18 protein-coding genes are annotated in these 17194 nt (G+C 59.6%); 5 read left to right on the top strand and 13 right to left on the bottom strand.

Annotation, left to right across the window (positions count from 1 at the left end; translation table 11 throughout):
* The first annotated feature begins 537 nt into the window (after nt 1-537).
* Nucleotides 538-2202: an electron transfer flavoprotein-ubiquinone oxidoreductase gene (locus ACEN9A_RS07090; RefSeq protein WP_258672835.1), complete on the top strand. Its 1665-nt coding sequence runs from the start codon at nt 538-540 to the stop codon at nt 2200-2202.
* Between the two features lie 83 nt (nt 2203-2285).
* Here ACEN9A_RS07090 and ACEN9A_RS07085 read toward each other — a convergent pair whose 3' ends face one another.
* On the bottom strand, nt 2286-3176 hold the full coding sequence (locus ACEN9A_RS07085) for an AraC family transcriptional regulator (RefSeq protein WP_258672834.1): 891 nt from the start codon (nt 3174-3176) through the stop codon (nt 2286-2288).
* Between the two features lie 191 nt (nt 3177-3367).
* Here ACEN9A_RS07085 and ACEN9A_RS07080 point away from each other — a divergent pair, with 191 nt between their 5' ends.
* Entirely contained in the window at nt 3368-4420 is a 1053-nt protein-coding gene (locus ACEN9A_RS07080; protein ID WP_258672833.1) for an NAD(P)-dependent alcohol dehydrogenase, read from the top strand.
* Here ACEN9A_RS07080 and ACEN9A_RS07075 read toward each other — a convergent pair.
* The 10 genes from ACEN9A_RS07075 to ACEN9A_RS07030 all read right to left on the bottom strand — a co-directional run bounded on the left by ACEN9A_RS07075 (nt 4417) and on the right by ACEN9A_RS07030 (nt 12889).
* The gene (locus ACEN9A_RS07075) at nt 4417-5220 is read right to left on the bottom strand and encodes an IclR family transcriptional regulator (RefSeq protein ID WP_018926186.1); all 804 of its coding nucleotides are present in this window, start codon (nt 5218-5220) and stop codon (nt 4417-4419) included. The two genes, ACEN9A_RS07080 and ACEN9A_RS07075, sit on opposite strands and share 4 nt — an antisense overlap.
* Nucleotides 5221-5280: 60 nt before the next feature.
* Nucleotides 5281-6591 carry an MFS transporter gene (locus tag ACEN9A_RS07070; protein WP_258672832.1) on the bottom strand — a complete coding sequence of 437 codons (1311 nt, stop codon included), beginning with the start codon at nt 6589-6591 and terminating at the stop codon, nt 5281-5283.
* A gap of 83 nt (nt 6592-6674) precedes the next feature.
* Nucleotides 6675-7823 (bottom strand): galactonate dehydratase, encoded by a 1149-nt coding sequence (gene dgoD / locus ACEN9A_RS07065; protein WP_018926188.1) that lies wholly within the window; start codon nt 7821-7823, stop codon nt 6675-6677.
* A gap of 47 nt (nt 7824-7870) precedes the next feature.
* A complete protein-coding gene (locus ACEN9A_RS07060) occupies nt 7871-8491 on the bottom strand; it encodes a 2-dehydro-3-deoxy-6-phosphogalactonate aldolase (RefSeq protein WP_018926189.1) in 621 nt (206 codons plus the stop codon).
* Between the two features lie 19 nt (nt 8492-8510).
* Nucleotides 8511-9503 (bottom strand): 2-dehydro-3-deoxygalactonokinase, encoded by a 993-nt coding sequence (locus ACEN9A_RS07055; protein ID WP_258672831.1) that lies wholly within the window; start codon nt 9501-9503, stop codon nt 8511-8513.
* Between the two features lie 350 nt (nt 9504-9853).
* The gene (locus tag ACEN9A_RS07050; RefSeq protein WP_258672830.1) at nt 9854-10351 is read right to left on the bottom strand and encodes a hypothetical protein; all 498 of its coding nucleotides are present in this window, start codon (nt 10349-10351) and stop codon (nt 9854-9856) included.
* Nucleotides 10352-10353: 2 nt separating this feature from the next.
* Nucleotides 10354-11091, bottom strand: a complete 738-nt coding sequence (locus ACEN9A_RS07045) for an alpha/beta hydrolase family protein (protein ID WP_258672829.1) — start codon at nt 11089-11091, stop codon at nt 10354-10356.
* Between the two features lie 6 nt (nt 11092-11097).
* Nucleotides 11098-11592 carry a PAAR domain-containing protein gene (locus tag ACEN9A_RS07040; RefSeq protein ID WP_064616611.1) on the bottom strand — a complete coding sequence of 165 codons (495 nt, stop codon included), beginning with the start codon at nt 11590-11592 and terminating at the stop codon, nt 11098-11100.
* Nucleotides 11589-12251, bottom strand: a complete 663-nt coding sequence (locus tag ACEN9A_RS07035; protein ID WP_258672828.1) for a hypothetical protein — start codon at nt 12249-12251, stop codon at nt 11589-11591. The genes ACEN9A_RS07040 and ACEN9A_RS07035 overlap by 4 nt, the downstream gene beginning before the upstream one ends.
* Nucleotides 12252-12406: 155 nt before the next feature.
* Nucleotides 12407-12889 (bottom strand): GNAT family N-acetyltransferase, encoded by a 483-nt coding sequence (locus tag ACEN9A_RS07030; protein WP_019650456.1) that lies wholly within the window; start codon nt 12887-12889, stop codon nt 12407-12409.
* Between the two features lie 356 nt (nt 12890-13245).
* On the opposite strand from ACEN9A_RS07030, the gene ACEN9A_RS07025 reads away from it, so the two are divergent.
* The 3 genes from ACEN9A_RS07025 to ACEN9A_RS07015 all read left to right on the top strand — a co-directional run bounded on the left by ACEN9A_RS07025 (nt 13246) and on the right by ACEN9A_RS07015 (nt 14715).
* A complete protein-coding gene (locus tag ACEN9A_RS07025) occupies nt 13246-13899 on the top strand; it encodes an HD domain-containing protein (RefSeq protein ID WP_258672827.1) in 654 nt (217 codons plus the stop codon).
* Between the two features lie 127 nt (nt 13900-14026).
* Nucleotides 14027-14281: a hypothetical protein gene (locus tag ACEN9A_RS07020; protein WP_018926197.1), complete on the top strand. Its 255-nt coding sequence runs from the start codon at nt 14027-14029 to the stop codon at nt 14279-14281.
* Between the two features lie 53 nt (nt 14282-14334).
* Nucleotides 14335-14715, top strand: coding sequence for a Rho termination factor N-terminal domain-containing protein (locus ACEN9A_RS07015; RefSeq protein WP_018926198.1), 381 nt, complete (start codon nt 14335-14337; stop codon nt 14713-14715).
* A 42-nt stretch (nt 14716-14757) separates the two neighbouring features.
* On the opposite strand, the gene ACEN9A_RS07010 is transcribed toward ACEN9A_RS07015, so the two are convergent.
* Both ACEN9A_RS07010 and ACEN9A_RS07005 read right to left on the bottom strand, forming a co-directional pair.
* Nucleotides 14758-15687, bottom strand: coding sequence for a PfkB family carbohydrate kinase (locus tag ACEN9A_RS07010; protein WP_258672826.1), 930 nt, complete (start codon nt 15685-15687; stop codon nt 14758-14760).
* The gene (locus tag ACEN9A_RS07005) at nt 15680-17146 is read right to left on the bottom strand and encodes a purine-cytosine permease family protein (RefSeq protein ID WP_258672825.1); all 1467 of its coding nucleotides are present in this window, start codon (nt 17144-17146) and stop codon (nt 15680-15682) included. Before ACEN9A_RS07005 ends, ACEN9A_RS07010 begins: the two co-directional genes overlap by 8 nt.
* Nucleotides 17147-17194 lie beyond the last annotated feature (48 nt).

Below are 17194 nucleotides of genomic sequence, written 5' to 3'. Positions count from 1 at the left end.
GTTACTCTCCGGTGAAAAGAAAGTCGCCTAGGCGAACCTGGCGGTTGATGCTCATCGGCGCAAGGGCACCTCTAAAAACGCTGGCAGATGTATCGGGTGAACCTTGCTCACGAGGCTGATGACCGTTCGTCAGTGGTGACCGACAAGTCATTCATTACCGTGGCGTGTAAACTGCGCGCGATACCTGCGCGGCGCTTCACCTTGTACTGCCATCGCCCTGTCTTTAGAGGTGCTCTTGAAACCTGTATTCAGCCTACGGCGAGCGCAAAACCGCCCGTATCTTGACCGGAACACCTATTCCGGTCAATACGGCAAAATGGCCAGTCATAAGCCGCGTGACTTTGATTTATCTGGCTTTGAGCCGATTCAAACAAACGTTTGTATTGGACGCTAAGAGTGGTGTAGATATAATGCGCCACCCAAAGAGAAAGGTGGTTCATCGATTGTCCTCTGTGCCGCACTATGGGGAATTCATGAATGCGACACCCAACCTCCAATTAGAAAAAAAACTGTTGAGCCTTGAGTAGGAGATAGCCTGTGGAACGCGAATACATGGAATTCGACGTGGTCATCGTCGGTGCCGGCCCCGCTGGCCTGTCCGCCGCCTGCCGTTTGAAGCAGAAGGCCGCCGAAGCCGGTAAGGAAATCAGCGTCTGCGTGGTCGAAAAAGGCTCCGAAGTCGGCGCTCATATCCTGTCCGGTGCCGTGTTCGAACCACGGGCCCTGAATGAACTGTTCCCGGACTGGAAAGAGCTCGGCGCGCCGCTGAACACGCCAGTCACCCGCGATGACATCTTCGTTCTGAAAAACGCTGACAGCGCGCAGAAGATTCCAGACCTCTTTGTGCCCAAGACCATGCACAACGAAGGTAACTACATCATCTCCCTGGGCAACCTGTGCCGCTGGCTGGCCCAGCAGGCCGAGAACCTGGGCGTGGAAATCTACCCGGGCTTCGCCGCTCAGGAAGCGCTGTTCGACGAGAACGGCGTGGTTCGCGGGATCATCACCGGCGATCTGGGCGTTGACCGCGAAGGCAATCCGAAGGAAGGCCTGTACACCCCAGGCATGGAACTGCGCGCCAAGTACACGCTGTTCGCCGAAGGTTGCCGCGGCCACATCGGCAAGCAGCTGATCAAGCGTTTCAACCTCGACAGCGAAGCCGATGCCCAGCATTACGGCATCGGCCTGAAAGAAATCTGGGAAATCGACCCGGCCAAACACCAGCCAGGCCTGGTGGTCCACACCGCCGGCTGGCCGCTGGACATCATGGGCACCGAGAACACCGGTGGCTCGTTCCTCTATCACCTGGAAAACAACCAGGTGGTGGTCGGTCTGATCGTCGATCTTTCCTACAGCAACACCTTCCTGTCGCCGTTCGACGAGTTCCAGCGCCTCAAGCATCACCCGGTGCTCAAGCAATACCTGGAAGGCGGCAAGCGCGTCAGCTACGGCGCTCGCGCCATCTGCAAAGGCGGCCTGAACTCGCTGCCGAAAATGGTCTTCAAGGGCGGCGCTCTGATCGGTTGCGACCTCGGCACCCTGAACTTCGCCAAGATCAAGGGCAGCCACACGGCGATGAAGTCCGGCATGCTCGCCGCTGACGCCGTGGCCGATGCGCTGTTCGCTGATCTGGACGGCACGCAAGAGCTGACTACTTACGTCGACGCCTTCAAGAAGAGCTGGCTCTACGACGAACTGTTCGCCAGCCGCAACTTCGGCCCGGCGATCCACAAGTTCGGCGCCATTGTCGGCGGTGGTTTCAACTGGATCGACCAGAACATCTTCGGCGGCAAACTGCCGTTCACTTTGCACGACACCAAGCCGGATTATGCGTGCCTGAAACTGGCGGCCGACTGCAAGAAGATCGACTACCCGAAACCGGACGGCAAGCTCAGCTTCGACAAGCTCAGCTCGGTGTTCATCTCCGGTACCAACCACGAAGAAGAGCAGCCGTGCCACCTGAAGCTGGCCGACGCGAGCATCCCGATCAGCAAGAACCTGCCGCTGTACGATGAACCTGCCCAACGTTACTGCCCGGCCGGCGTGTACGAAGTGGTCACCCAGGAAGACGGCGAGAAGCGCTTCCAGATCAACGCCCAGAACTGTGTTCACTGCAAGACCTGCGACATCAAGGACCCTGCACAGAACATCACCTGGGTGGCACCGGAAGGCGCCGGCGGCCCGACTTACCCGAACATGTAAGTCGATCGCTTGAACAACAAGGCTCCCTGAACGGGGGCCTTTTTGTTGCCCGCAATTCAAACGTCACCACAAGAACCTGTGGATCAGGCAGCGCGCTCATCCCCCGGATTACGCTCGAAGTAGCGCTTGTACTCACGGCTGAACTGCGACGTGCTCTGATACCCCACCCGATGCGCCACCTGGGCCACGCCCAATCCTTCGCCCTGCAGCAAGCGCTGGGCCTTGAGCAAGCGCAAACGCTTCAGATACTGCACTGGCGACAACAAAGTGCAGCGTTTGAAATGCTCATGAAACGTCGACGCGCTCATGTTCGCGCAACTGGCCAGGGCGTCGACGTTCAGCGGCTCGGTGTAATGGGCATGCAGATGGCTCAGGGAGGCCGCGATCCGGGCGAACTGCCCCTGTTGCTCCACCAGCGCCCGCAATACATCGGCTTGCGGCCCACGCAAGGCGACGAACAACAACTCACGCAATCGCGCCTGTCCCATAACCTGGCTCTCCAGCGGGTCGTGCAGACAGCGCAACAGCCGTTCAACACAACCACGCATCGCATCATCGAGCACCGCCGAAGTCATGGACTCTGGCGTCTGCGCCGCGATACAGCGCCCCGACGCCAGCCCCATGGCCAGCACCAACTCACCGAGCAACACCCGGTCAATGGCGATGGAAATGCCCAGCATCGGGCCATCGGGCGCGGAAAACGTCTCGCACTCGAACGGCACCGGCAGCGCTTGAATCAAATAATGCCCGGCGCCGTACTCCAGAGTACGCGACCCCAGATACGCCAACTTGCTGCCCTGGGCGATGATGACCAGGCTTGGCTCGTAGATTTGCGGGCCACGGGCCAAATCACAACTGGCCCGCAAAATCTGCACGCCCGGCAACGCGGTAGGCGTGAAACCATCGCGGGTGGTCAGCGGCTGGATCAGCGAAACCAGCGTGGCATTGGCATCGAGATGACGGGTCAACAACATGGAGAGCTCTTCACAAAAAAGTCGCGAAAAAAGGGATGAAAACATCATCGCAGGTCTGAACGCCAATGCGGCCAATCAACGGCGCATACCGGAGGATTAGGCATGACACCCGGAGGAATCGCCATGGCCGGTCACCCGTGCGGTGCCCAGAATGGCTCGCCTCACCTGTCACTGCTTTTGCGAGGTTCACTATGTACACCGCCATCGGATACGCCGCTCAGTCGCCCACCACTCCCCTCGCCCCGATGAAATTCGAACGCCGCAGTCAACGGCCCGACGACGTCGCAATCGAGATTCTCTACTGCGGCGTCTGCCATTCCGACATCCACCAGGCGCGCAACGAGTGGGGCATTGCGGTTTACCCGCTGATGCCCGGCCATGAGATCGTCGGCAAAGTGACCGCCGTCGGCGCGAACGTTACTAAACACAAAGTCGGCGATCTGGTCGGCGTCGGTTGCATGGTCGACTCGTGCCGCCATTGCGAAGCCTGCCAGGCCGATCTGGAGCAATACTGCCTCGAAGGCCCGACCATGACGTACGCCACCCCGGACCGGGTCGATGGCAGCAACACGATGGGCGGTTACTCCGACAGCATCGTGGTCAGCGAGCACTTTGTCGTGCGCATCCCCGAGAAGCTCGACCTGGCCAGCGCCGCGCCGATTCTATGTGCCGGCATCACCACCTACTCGCCGCTCAAGCACTACGGCGTGAAGGCCGGTGACAAGGTCGGGATTCTTGGCATGGGCGGTCTCGGTCACATGGGGATCAAGTTCGCCAAGGCGATGGGCGCTGAGGTGACCTTGTTCACCCGCTCGGCGAGCAAAGCTGAAGAAGGTCGTCGCCAAGGTGCGGACCACGTGATCGTGTCCACCGATGCCGAACAGATGAAGGCCGCCGCCGGACAATTCGACTTCCTGCTGGACACCATTCCGGTGCAACACGACCTCAACCCCTACCTCGATACCCTGCGTTTCGACGGCGTGCACATTCTGGTGGGCTTGATCGAGCCGATCGATCCGCCGGTGCATGCTGCCAAACTGGTATTGGGTCGTCGCATACTGGCCGGCTCACTGATCGGCGGCATCGCCGAAACCCAGGAAGTACTGGACTTCTGCGCCGAGCACGGCATCTCCTGCGACATCGAAATGCTCGACATCCGTCAGATCAACGAGGCTTACACCCGCATGATCGCCGGTGACGTGAAATACCGCTTCGTGATCGACATGGCGACGCTGAAACTCTAAACCTTCAGGCCCAATTCCGCCGACAGCCGGGCTGTGACCCCTTTGATCAGGGGAATCAGCTCGGCCATTTTTTCCAGTGGCATGTACGGCACGGTGCTGGCGATGCTGATGCCGGCGACAATGCGCTTGCTGGCATCGCGGATCGGCGCCGCCACGCAGCGAATCGACGGTTCGTTGTCCTCCAGGTCGAAGGCGTAGCCGCCGGCCACGTACTCGATCATGCGCTGCTGAAACTGTTCCCAGGATTGCTCCGGGTGCTGCGGCCAGAACTGATTTTTCCCACCCACCGGCAAGCTGATTTCATACAGCCGTTGCCATTCTTCCTGCGAGTCATCAAGCATCAGCGCCTTACCGATCCCGGTACGCGCCAACGGCATGCGATGGCCGACCCGCGAACGCATTTCCGGGCCATTGCGCCCCGGATTCTTGAGCAGGTACAGCACCTCGTCGCCTTCACGAATCGCCAGGTGAATGGTGTCGCCGGTCAACGCCGACAACTCATCCAGATACGGCCCGGCCAACGTCACCAGCGGCAGCTCTTCGCGCGCCTGAAAACCCAGCTCGATCAGTTTCGGCCCCAACAGATAGCCGACCTGCGGCACTACCCGCAGATAACGCTCGTCCACCAGGCAACTGGCCAGACGATGGGTGGTGCTGCGCGTCGTGCCGATCAGTCGGGCGATTTCCTTGAGATCGCGGGCGCCACTGGCCACCGCCTGCACCACACCCAGGCCACGAAGCAGTGTCTGGGTGCCGGTCGGCGCGGCGTCCTTGGCGATTTTTGGGGCGTCTTCCTGCATATCCAGCCTTTACCGTTGAGCGAGGGAACGGGCGGCATTATGGTCGCCGGACAGCTGCGACTACAACTTGATACGCTCGACCTTGCCCACCAGCAACACGTAGGACAACGCACCCAGCAACGCCAGAACAGAGATATAGGTGATCGCCGGGGCAAACGAATCACCGGAGGCAAGGAAACCGATGACGATCGGCGTGGTAATCGCCGCCAGGTTGCCGATGAAATTGAACACCCCACCGGTCAGTCCGAGCAAGCGCGCCGGGGCCAGGGTCGACACCAGCGACCAGGTGATCGAGGCCAGACCGTTACCGAAGAAGGCCAGCGCGAGAAAGGCGATCACCAGCGGCGTCGACTCGACGAAGTTGGCGCCGATGATCGAGGTGGAAATCAGCAGTCCGCCAATGATCGGTAACTTGCGAGCAAAGCCTACGGTGTAGCCGCGACGGATCAAAAAGTCCGAGAAGAACCCCGAACACAGCACGCCGACAAACGCTGCGAGAAACGGCAGTGACGCCAGCAAGCCAGACTTGATGAAGTCCATGCCGCGATATTTCACCAGGTAAGTCGGGAACCATGTCAGGAAGAACCATAAAGTCGAATTGAGGCAGAACTGGCCGAGGTAAATGCCCCACAACTTGCGCTTGCTCAGGACAACTCCGAGGTCGATCCAGCTGAATTTCGCCTTGGCCCTGGCGGCTTCGGCCTGAATATCCACCAACCCGCCGCCCTCGCGGATCAGCTCGATTTCCGCGTCATTGGCGCCCTTGAAATCCCGTGGTTCGCGATACACCGCGTACCAGATCACTGCCCAAAGGATGCCCACCACACCGGTGCTGACAAACACCATGTGCCAGCCATATTGGTGTTGCAGCCAGGCAAGCACCGGCGTCAGGAACGCCAGGCCGACGAACTGCCCGGAGGTGTAGAAACCGATGGCCGTGGCGCGTTCGCGCTCGGGGAACCAGGTTGTCACCACGCGGCTGTTGATCGGGTACGCCGGCGCTTCCAGGGCACCGACCGCCATGCGCAAAACGAACAATGCAATGAAACTGGCGGCGAAGCCGAGCATCACCGTGGCCAGCGACCACAGCAGTAATGCGACGCTATAGAGAATGCGCGGCGGCACCCGGTCCACCAGCCAGCCACCTGGGATCTGCATGGCGGCGTAGGTCCAGCCAAACGCGGAAAAAATCAACCCGACGTGGATCGGATCGATGCCTAGGTCGCTGGTCAGCGCCGGGGCGGCAATCGACAGGTTGCTGCGGTCCAGGTAGTTGATCACCACCGTGATGAACAACAGGACCATGATGAAAAAGCGCTTGCGACTGGGCGTCACCAACGACGCCTGCCCGGTGAGGATTTGCGGTTGCATGGGGGTGCCTCTTCTTATGTTTATTGAGGTCATGGTGTTTGATCGCTCCTACGCCCTGCGTGGGAACGATCACCGCGTGAGTATCACCACTCGGCAAAACTGCCATCGGCATGGCGCCAGATCGGATTGCGCCAGCGGTGGCCGACGGCGGCGCGTTCGATCACGTATTCCTCGTTGATCTCGATGCCCAGGCCCGGCCCATTGGGGATCTTCACGAAGCCTTTGTCGTAGTCGAACACCCGCGGGTCTTTCACGTAATCGAGCAGGTCATTGCTCTCGTTGTAATGGATGCCCAGGCTCTGTTCCTGAATGAACGCGTTGTAGCAAACCGCGTCCAGTTGCAGGCACGCCGCCAGGGCAATCGGCCCCAATGGGCAATGCAGCGCCAGCGCCACGTCGTAGGCTTCGGCCATGTTGGCGATCTTGCGGGTTTCGGTGATACCGCCCGCGTGGGACGCATCGGGCTGGATGATGTCGACGTAACCTTCGCTGAGCACACGCTTGAAATCCCAGCGCGAGAACAACCGCTCGCCAAGGGCAATCGGCGTGCTGGTCAGCGGCGCCAGTTCTTTCAGCGCTTCGTAGTTCTCACTGAGCACCGGCTCTTCGATGAACATCAGTTTGTACGGGTCGAGTTCCTTCATCAGCACCTTGGCCATCGGCTTGTGCACCCGACCATGGAAGTCCACACCGATGCCGACATTCGGGCCGACCGCATCGCGCACGGCGGCAACGTTGGCCAGCGCCTGGTCGACTTTCTCGAAGGAATCGAGGAATTGCAGCTCTTCGGTGCCGTTCATTTTCACCGCGGTGAAACCACGGCTGACCGCTTCTTTCGCGGCGCGAGCAGTGTCCGCCGGGCGATCACCACCGATCCACGAATAAACCCGGATCTTGTCCCGCACCTGGCCGCCCAGCAAATCGCTGACCGACACCCCCAGTGCCTTGCCCTTGATGTCCCACAACGCCTGGTCGATACCGGCCAGCGCGCTCATGTGGATCGCCCCGCCCCGGTAGAAGCCGCCACGGTAGAGCACGGTCCAGATGTCTTCGATGTTGCGTGGATCTTTACCGATCAGGTAGTCGGACAACTCCTCGACCGCAGCAGCGACGGTGTGCGCGCGGCCTTCGACCACGGGCTCGCCCCAACCGGTCACGCCCTCGTCGGTCTCGACCTTGAGGAAGCACCAGCGCGGCGGAACGATGAAGGTGGTGAGTTTGGTGATTTTCATCTCTATTGTCTCTCTTGTAGATGCAGCGCTCACAGCGCCAGAAAGTCTTAACGCAGAGCGTTCCATGCAGCGACATATGCCTTGGCGCGCACCGCTACTTCGTCAGCCGTCATGCCCGGTTTGAACAACCCGGAGCCGAGACCGAAACCTTTGACGCCGGCCTCGACAAACACCTGCATGTTGTCTGGCGTAATCCCGCCCACCGGCACCAGCACCGTCCCCGCCGGCAACACCGCCAGCCAGGCTTTCACTACGGCTGGGCCCATCTGCTCGGCCGGGAACATCTTCAGCACATCCGCCCCTTCGGCCAGGGCTGCAAAGGCTTCGGTCGGCGTCGCCACGCCCGGCGACAGGAACAGCCCTGCTGCCTTCGCCGCGCGCAACACCTTGGCATCGCTGTGGGGCATGACGATCACCTGCCCGCCCGCCGCTTTCACTTGCTCGACCTGTTCCGGCGTCAGCACCGTGCCCGCGCCGATCAGGCAATCGGCGGGTAATGTGCTGCGCAGGATGCGGATACTTTCGTACGGCTCGGGGGAATTAAGCGGCACTTCGATGACGCGAAATCCGGCTGAATACAGGACTTCGCCGACCGCTGCCGCCTCTTGCGGACGCAGGCCACGCAAGATCGCGATCAGACCGTTTTGTGCCAATGCTTGCTTGAGCATGTCAGACCTCCAGTCAGGTTTAACGGGATGGGTTTGCAGTGACCAGTCCGGCGGCGACCGCCAACTGCCACAAGCCGCGTTCGGTGGCCTGCTCGGCCAGGGTCACCCGGGCAAAACCGCAGGCGTCGAGCGCCCGGCTGTAGCGAGCACAGAGTTGGGCGTTGCCGATAAGGATGATCGAGGGCAGGTGCACGCTGTTGCGTCGACGCCGCTGAACATTGGCCAGGGCCGACAGTTCATGGCCGATCAGCAGGCCGGACAGATAGTCCGGCTGAGCGCTGGCGCTCAGCTCGCCGGTCAGCCCCAGACTGCGGGCACTGAACAATGTCGACAGCGGCCCGATCTCGCCATCCGCCGACAGCGCCACTTGCACGCCACGGTCAAACGCCTCGCCATCAAAAGACCCGCCGCGCTGCTGAGTGCGCCCCAGAATGCTGTGTTCGCTGAGCACGGCGAAGACTTCGCCGGTCATGAAGGTATCGAAATGCACGATGCAGCCGTCGGCCACTTGCACCCATTTCGAATGACTGCCCGGCAGGCCGATCAACAGATCCCTACCCGCCTCGCCCGGCAGATTCTGCAATACGCCGAGGACCTGGGTTTCCTCGCCACGCATGACGTTGGGCAAGTGCGAACGCTGAATCACACCCGGCACGATGTGCACATCGACACCGCGAAGACTGCGAACGGTTTGTAGGGAAGTTCCGAGATTGGCGACGTTCGCCGGCGTGTCGCAGTAAGCCGCTTCGCACCAGCCCTGAGCACTGCCAACCATGCCACAGGCAATCACCGGCACATCGGGCTGCACGTCGAGCCAGTCACCGCAAGCCTCATCGAAGGCCAGTTCAAAGCCGTCGGCGCATGCCTGACCGGCGATGGTTCGCGGCGTCCTGGGCAGCTGCATGATCCCGGACGACAGCGCACGCTGTTCCAGCACCTGGCCACCGAAGCCGAGTTTGTAAGCACGTAATGAGGTTGTCCCCCAATCGAGCGCGATCAATTGCGCCAGCATCGCTTCACCTGTTTTGTTTTTTGGACAGTGAGTGAACTGGACTATAAACCTGGACGTAGAAAAATCTCAATATATAAATATCAATCCCATATTATGGGATTTACAAATATAACTAGATTTTCTTCGCCAAAGCTCTGCAACGCAGTCTCACCCACCGCGTGGGTGAGACCGCCGAGATTGCGGATTTCAATCAGGGGTATACGTACTGGAAATCGGCCTTCGATGAGGGAAAGGCCGGGGTTTTCAAGATCACCGTGAGGCAGGCACTTGATGGTTTGATGAGCGGTAACTGGGAAGCGAGTGTGCAATAAGGCTGCTTGCTTTCTGACAAGAAGCCTAACCGTTCGCTATTACTCTTTAGCAGCTGCCTTCAACAGATCTGCTGTCGGCACGCGCATAACATTTGAGAAGTATGTTTTGTAACGAGTGGTATGAACTCTGAACGTGCACAACATGAACTCACGCTTATCGAGAATCTCACGCAGTGCTTGACCGGTGAGAATAGTCTCTTTCCCTTGCAGTTCCTCAGCCTCGCGGAAGAGGATCATTGAAATATAATGCTCACCTGAAGAGTCTTTCACAAATTCGACAGTCCCTCTTCCAGAGCGTTTTATGTAATGCCCGACGGAAAAGTCAAGATCATCTTCCAGCGCACATACCAATCCCTCACCGATCTTGGACTTGAACAAACCCAAAAGCTCTGTATCACTGGTAAACCTTATCTGATAGGAATTACCACTCGGTGAAGTTTCCACCTTCTCGTAATGAAGCGTCGCGATGGGTCTTCCGTGATTTGAAGAGCACGAAGCACACAACGCCATAAAAAGACAAAAAACAAAATTGCGCATAGTTATTTCTCTTTAAAGTAGCTGAGTATGGACTCCGCCAACAACTGGCGAGCAGACTTTCCACCGTCTAACGGCTTCGCGAACATAATGTTCGCATCTGCATGATTGACATCCACCCTGCCACTTACATTCGGACCCGACGTAATCTCCCATTGCTCACCGAAGTCCGCAACAAAGTCAGACACGTTCCGGTCTTTTACTTTTGCAGCTCGGACATTGATCCAGAATTCTGCTTTGGGTTTAGGAGTCAACCTGTAAATATTGGAAATGCCGTAGACAATTTTCCCTTCGCCCACCGGGTCCAGAGTAATCAACATCCTTATTTTGTACCCCTTATCCGTCAACACACTGGAGAGGTGTGCACCGTTCCAGCCACCCAGACTGTGTCCAACAATATAAACCGCTGTGGAGGTGTCAGGAATTTCACTCAGAACATTTTTTGCCAAATCTTCATCAGTTATAAATTTATTGTAGGCCATTGCCCGTACAGGGCACCGACAGAGATAGTTCAGAGCATCAGCATCCGCCAACACGTCGTCACGAACATAACTGACGTTCCAGTTAGGACCACTCAAGTAGTAACTTTCCTGATCCCCAGCCCCACCGATAAAAAAGATAAATATTTTCTTTACCGTAATGGCAACCTGCTTCACCGAAGTGTCTTTTGGGTCTGTCAGTGGATGATCGCAAACCTGTCTTTTCGGCAACGCTTCCTTCACTGCCGCGTTTTCACCTGGCATCCCCAATTACTCCACAAACAATTTAATGGTTTCAGCCAAATGCGAACTGACAGTATGGGTAAACCCGGACGCATCCGTGATGCCATGCTCTTCGCTGCCGTCCCCACGCTGAATGGTGTAGGGGTGATAGGGAACCGGCTCTCCAGTTGCCTCATTGACCACTTGCAACCTGTCCGTGAAATGCACCGGCATCGGCAACAACCCACTGAACGTGGCGCCTCCCCCGCTTTGCCCAATAATGACGGTGCCGGAGCCGCCAACCACCACGTTGCCATGCCCGCCCGTACTATCGAGCGTTGCAGCGTTGAGGCCATTGATAAATACCGTGCTGGAGACCGCGCCGGTGATCGGGCTGCCGCAGGCGGATTTATCGGTCATTCGGGCAGCGCCGAGGCCGTCGAAGAACACGTCCGGGGAGCCGGACACGATCGGGTTGGTGCCATGGCCCGGCAACGGGCACGCGGTCGGGTCGGTGACGCGCGCAGCGGGTTTTCCACTCAAGTCAAAGCTCCTTGCTTCTGAGGTTCAGGGTGAGGCTGATAGACATCAATGTCGGCCGCGGCGAAGCGCCAGCGGTTATCGACCGGGTCGAATAGCGCGTGACAATCGTCATGGCTGTCGGGAGATGAAACGTTGTGAAGGGTTTGCCAGGCCTCGGCGACTTGCCATTCCATATCCGCATCCGAGACGCTGTCGAAGTCATTGAGCCAAGCGTTGTAGTCGCGCAAGCCGATCCGGTTATAGGACGTTTGCAGCAGGCTGGTCATCTGCGGGCCGAAGTCGATGTAATGCTCTGCGGTCCATTGACCGACGTCGGAATAGACATACCAGCCCATGGGCAACAATGTGCCATCGTTCAATAACGATTGATCCGCCAGGACAACGAAGCCACAGCAGACGTGCAGCGTCAGCCAGCCCTGATGATCCTGGATCAACTGATTTGGATCGAATGTGCGAAGCGGGACAACGCGGTACTCCTCAAGACCGCGACTGCGCGCCATCAACTCGGCATCCAGACGCGAGACGAACGCCCGGATCGCCTTACCGCCCGTGCGATTGAGGGTGCAAAGGATGTCCACCGGCTGGCGATGGCGGTCGTCCGTGGAGCCGAGTTTTTTCACCAGGCCATACAAACGCATCGTCGCCCGAAGTCCGCTCATCGCCAGTCACTCATTGACGCGGCGAAGGCTCCACGGGCGTGGAGAAAGGGTGCCAAAGGCATTGCAAGTGTCGTCCGTGAGCGCGCAAAAGGCGCACAGAATGCCGGACTAGGGCGGTGCGGACAACCGATCCGTGTCAGATTGCCATCAATCGATCAGCCGCCCTCGGCAAACTCGCGTAACACCGACCCATCCATCCGGTAGCGCACCCACTCTTCCTGCGGTTGTGCGCCGAGGGATTTGTAGAATTCAATCGCCGGTTTATTCCAGTCCAGCACGCTCCATTCGAAACGGCCGCAGTCGTTGGCACAGGCGATTTTTGCCAGGTGGCGCAGCAAGGTTTTACCGGCGCCGCCGCCCCGTTGTTCAGGGGTGATGTAGAGGTCTTCGAGGTACAGGCAATTACTGCCCAGCCAGGTGGAATAGCTGAAGAAGAACACCGCGAAGCCGATCGGCAGGCCATCGCGCAGGCAGATCAGGCCATGGGCGGTGGCGCCTTCGCTGAACAGGCTGCGCTCGATGTCGGCGACGCTGGCGATGACTTCGTGGCGGGCACGTTCGAAGTCGGCCAGTTCAGTGATGAACGCGAGGATTTGCGGAGCATCGCTGGGGGTTGCCGGGCGGATTTCGATCGTCATGGACGTGCCTTGTCAAAAGTTGAAAACGCCATACTAAGTCCGCGCGCGGCGCTCGTCACATTTGAAATGATGGAGGGGGCCTTTGTGGCTAATGTCGATTCGCTAAGTAATCTCAGCCGTAACACACTCTCCGTAGCAGCTGCCGAGCCTGCGAGGCTGCGTTCGGCTGCAAAGCAGTCGTCAAACCAGAACTTGCGGTGCGTCAGGCAGACCGCGTCAGCCGGATTCACGACTGCTGCGCAGCCGAACGCAGCCTCGCAGGCTCGGCAGCTGCTACGGATTGCATTTACGGTTTAACTTACTGGCATTGGAGCAAGCTCCCTCGCCACAAAAGCGTTTTCATACTTAGGACATTTATGAGCACCGCTGCTTTCGCACCTCTGCAGAGTCTGGCTTCTGAACTGCTGCCCCATGCGCTGGAACCTGGCGAGGATGGCGCCCACGATTTGTCGCACTTGCAACGGGTATGGCACAACGTGCGCACGCTTCATGCTGAAGAAAGCGGTGATCTTGAAGTGCTGCTGGCCGCCGTGCTGTTGCACGATTGCGTGGCGGTGGAGAAGAACTCGCCGCTGCGTTCCCAGGCGTCACGGCTGGCGGCGCAGAAAGCGTCGACAGTGCTGACAGCCATGGATTGGCCTGACGCAAAAATCACCGCGGTCGTCCATGCCATTGAGGCCCATAGCTTCAGCGCCAACATCACACCCACGACCCTCGAAGCCCGAATCATCCAGGACGCCGACCGCCTCGACTCCCTTGGCATGCTCGGCGTGGCGCGTACTTTCTACATTGCCGGGAGCATGGGCAGCGCGCTGTACGACCCTGTGGACCCGGAGGCAAACGAGCGGGACTACGATGACAAACGCTTTTGCCTCGATCATTTCCAGACCAAATTGCTGCACCTGGCGGACGGCTTCCAAACGACCACCGGCCAGCGTCTGGCACAGGTTCGCCATCAACGCTTGAAGGGATTCATGGAGCTGTTCAAGGAAGAAATCGGCGTCGGCTGAGGAGCCAGAGCCACACCGCTCGTCGTTCATCAGGCACCAATCCCGGTCGGGGACGGACCAATATCGAGTAAGGGCTCGCCAATGCGAGCGAGGAGCAACACTCGTCCATCCCAACCAAGAGGTCACCATGAACGTCGATAAAAACCTGGAAAAAGAAGTCCTGACCCGCCTGCTGCATGCCCATCCAAGTGGCTTGGGCAAGGAGGTTCTGGACAATTACCGGGGGGAGAAAGTCGTGGCCAGCACCCTTGCGACGCTGCAGGAGCGTGGGCTGATCCAGCACGGTCATGTGATCTGCAACGAAGCCGGCGAGCACTCGCTGAACCTGCCGATCAAACTCAGCGCCGCTGGGGTTGAGGCGGCGCGCAAACTGGATAACTAACCGAGCAGGAGCTGGCGAAGCCTGCGCCAGCTCCTATCGCCAGGAGAAATCCCATGCCTCGTGGAAGCAAAGACAAATACACCGCCGAGCAGAAACGCAAGGCCGAACACATCGAAGAAAGCTACGAACGCAAAGGCGTGTCGAAAGATGAAGCCGAGGCCCGCGCCTGGGCGACGGTAAACAAGCAGTCGGGTGGCGGTGAGCGCGCCGGCGGCTCGGGACGCAAGAAACCGGCCGCTGCCAAGTCTGCCGATCGCAAGGAATCAGCCCGCCGTGCAGTCGCCACCCGTGAGGGCAAACCGCGCAACAGCAAGGCGTCACGCGATACCCAGACGGTGGACAGCCTGATGAGGGAAGCCCGGGCGAAGAAGATTCCGGGGCGCTCGAGCATGCGCAAGCAAGAGTTGATCGAGGCGTTGCGCAAGGCGGGTTGAAAGTCAGGATTAAGGGTGAATTTGAGGGCCGATGGCGGCTGATCAGGCGCTGAAAGTTTCGCGGATCAACGCGTCCACCTCCACCGCCCCCGGCGAAGTCGCCGGCCCCCAACGAGTGACCGCCAACGCCGCTGCCGCGTTCGCCCGCCGTGCCGCTTCAGCCGCCGACAAGCCCTGCGCCAACCCGGCCACAAACACCCCGGCATGGGCATCCCCCGCACCGTTGCTGTCGACGGCCGAGACCTTGAATCCCGGCACCTGCTGACGGTCGCCATGCTGGCTGATCCAGCAACCCTGCGGCCCATCGCGAACCACCATCAGGGCGTCCGTCGGCAACTGATCCGCCAAAATATTCAACGCCTCGGCAGTGTCCGACGCCCCGGTAAACCGAAGCGCCTCGACACGGTTGCTGGTCCACAGATCGATGCGCGGCAGCAAGGCCTTCATCAGCGGTGCGTCCGGCGAATCCACCAACGGTCCCGGATCGAATACCACTTTGATCCCGTCCGGCAACTCCAGCACCCAATCCACCAGCACCTGAGCCTTGCCGGCATGCAGCAGGCTGTAGCCGCTGACATAGACAAAGTCGCCCGCCTCGGCCGGCACACTCGCCAGGTCTTCGGCGGTCAATTCGCCTTCGGCACCGATGTAGGAAATGAACGTGCGTTCGGCCGAGGCTTCAGTCAGTGCGACACACAACCCGGTGTCGCGCTCAGCACGGTGAGCGATGCCGATCCGAATGCCTTCTGCCGTCATCGCCTCCCGGGCCAGATCACCAAAACGGCCATTGCCATGGCGCCCGAGGTAGACCACCGACAAGCCGTTCCGTCGGGCCGCGGCCATCACATTGAAACCGCCGCCAGCCTCGAAACGGGCGGATTGCGCCAGCGCGTCACCGCCCGAATGAGGCAATTTGTCCACGGCCATGACCAGGTCGATGATGACCTGGCCGGTGTGCAGCAGCCTAGACATGCGCAGGCTCGAGCAACGCGGTACGACGGTCCTTGGCGCCGCCGAGCACCCAGTAAATCCCGCCAGCCACCACGAACGTCACGATCCAGCCCAAGCCGTTGTGGCCCAGCCATGAGTCGGACAGGAAGCCCCGGAACCAGACATCTTGTTCAGTGGTGCCAATGGTGGTGAAGCTGAAACCCAACACAATCGCCACCGCCCACGCACCGAATGCACGCCACTCGACGCCGCCGCGATACCAGTAGGCGCTGCTCGGGCTGACGTCCAGCAGGTCCTTGGGGCTGTAGTAATGACGATGGATCAGGTCGACCACGAAGATCCCGACCCACGCCGTGATGGGCACCGCCAGCAAGGAAATGAAGGTAATGAACGGACCGTAGAAGCTCTCGGCGATCAGCATGAAATAGATCGAGCCGGCGAAGATCGCCACGATATCGACCACCACCGCGTACACGCGCTTGACCTTCAGGCCGAGGGTCAAGGTGGTCAGCCCGGCGGAGTACACCGACAGGTTGTTCGACAGCAGTAGCCCGCCGAACGCGGTGATCAGGTACGGCACCGCCATCCAGCTCGGCAGCATGTCGCGGATCGCGACAATCGGGTCAGTGGCCGAGGCCAGATCGTTGTTACCCACCGACAGCAGACCGCCAAGGGTGATCAGCAGCACCAGCGGAATCCCCGCACCGAACGCCGCCGACGCCACCAGGCGCACCGCTTTGACGCTGCGGTGCTGGTAGCGCGACATGTCTGCGCCGGCGTTGGCCCAGCCGATCCCGGTGCCGGCGGCCATGGTGCCGATGCCGATGATCATCGCGCTCAGCGGTGCTGGCGTGGCATTGAATACGGCGCTCCAATCGATGGTCGCGCAGAGGAAACCGCCGACCAGGATGTTCAGCGCACCGAACACATAGGTTGCCCATTTCTGGATCACCAGCAATGTGGCGTGGCCGAGGCCGGACACCGACAACGTCAGCAGCACGAAAATCGCGATGAACACCAGGGTCAGCAGCGGCGCGCTTTTGGCTTCCACCGGCGAGCCGAACAGTATCGAGCACAGCGACAGCAAGACGAACGCGGCGGTGGTGGTGTTGACGGTTTCCCAGCCCAGACGCGACATCAGCGAGACCAGCGTCGGGCCGATATTGCCGCGTACGCCGAAGATCGCTCGCGACAGCGTCAGGCTCGGTGCGCGACCACGACGACCGGCAATGGAGATGATCCCGACCACCGCGAAAGAGCCGGCGGCACCAAGGATCGCGACGATGATCGCTTGCCAGATCGCCAGGCCGCGAAAGGCCACCAGCGTGGCACCCAACGGCAAGCCGAGAATGGAAATGTTGGCCGCAAACCAGACCCAGAACAGTTGCAGCGGATGACCGTTGCACTCCCCCTCCGGCACCGGTTCGATGCCACGGGTTTCCAGTTGTCCGGCACTTTGCCCGGCGCTCGATGAACTCATGAAAAATGCTCCTTGCAATTATTTTGGTTGCGGGCGACTACCTTGTAG

Source organism: Pseudomonas sp. Pseusp18 (assembly GCF_059506005.1).
The sequence above is the reverse complement of the archived record's forward strand: the minus strand, read 5'-3'. Positions and strand labels throughout refer to the sequence as shown.

Bases quoted from the DNA above. Each gene is read 5' to 3' on its own strand.
- ACEN9A_RS07085 (WP_258672834.1), bottom strand. From the start codon at position 3,176: ATGTTGTTGACCCGTCATCTCGATGCCAATGCCACGCTGGTTTCGCTG.
- ACEN9A_RS07080 (WP_258672833.1), top strand. From the start codon at position 3,368: ATGTACACCGCCATCGGATACGCCGCTCAGTCGCCCACCACTCCCCTC.
- ACEN9A_RS07075 (WP_018926186.1), bottom strand. From the start codon at position 5,220: ATGCAGGAAGACGCCCCAAAAATCGCCAAGGACGCCGCGCCGACCGGC.
- ACEN9A_RS07070 (WP_258672832.1), bottom strand. From the start codon at position 6,591: ATGCAACCGCAAATCCTCACCGGGCAGGCGTCGTTGGTGACGCCCAGT.
- dgoD (WP_018926188.1), bottom strand. From the start codon at position 7,823: ATGAAAATCACCAAACTCACCACCTTCATCGTTCCGCCGCGCTGGTGC.
- ACEN9A_RS07060 (WP_018926189.1), bottom strand. From the start codon at position 8,491: ATGCTCAAGCAAGCATTGGCACAAAACGGTCTGATCGCGATCTTGCGT.
- ACEN9A_RS07055 (WP_258672831.1), bottom strand. From the start codon at position 9,503: ATGCTGGCGCAATTGATCGCGCTCGATTGGGGGACAACCTCATTACGT.
- ACEN9A_RS07050 (WP_258672830.1), bottom strand. From the start codon at position 10,351: ATGCGCAATTTTGTTTTTTGTCTTTTTATGGCGTTGTGTGCTTCGTGC.
- ACEN9A_RS07045 (WP_258672829.1), bottom strand. From the start codon at position 11,091: ATGCCAGGTGAAAACGCGGCAGTGAAGGAAGCGTTGCCGAAAAGACAG.
- ACEN9A_RS07035 (WP_258672828.1), bottom strand. From the start codon at position 12,251: ATGAGCGGACTTCGGGCGACGATGCGTTTGTATGGCCTGGTGAAAAAA.
- ACEN9A_RS07030 (WP_019650456.1), bottom strand. From the start codon at position 12,889: ATGACGATCGAAATCCGCCCGGCAACCCCCAGCGATGCTCCGCAAATC.
- ACEN9A_RS07025 (WP_258672827.1), top strand. From the start codon at position 13,246: ATGAGCACCGCTGCTTTCGCACCTCTGCAGAGTCTGGCTTCTGAACTG.
- ACEN9A_RS07020 (WP_018926197.1), top strand. From the start codon at position 14,027: ATGAACGTCGATAAAAACCTGGAAAAAGAAGTCCTGACCCGCCTGCTG.
- ACEN9A_RS07015 (WP_018926198.1), top strand. From the start codon at position 14,335: ATGCCTCGTGGAAGCAAAGACAAATACACCGCCGAGCAGAAACGCAAG.
- ACEN9A_RS07010 (WP_258672826.1), bottom strand. From the start codon at position 15,687: ATGTCTAGGCTGCTGCACACCGGCCAGGTCATCATCGACCTGGTCATG.
- ACEN9A_RS07005 (WP_258672825.1), bottom strand. From the start codon at position 17,146: ATGAGTTCATCGAGCGCCGGGCAAAGTGCCGGACAACTGGAAACCCGT.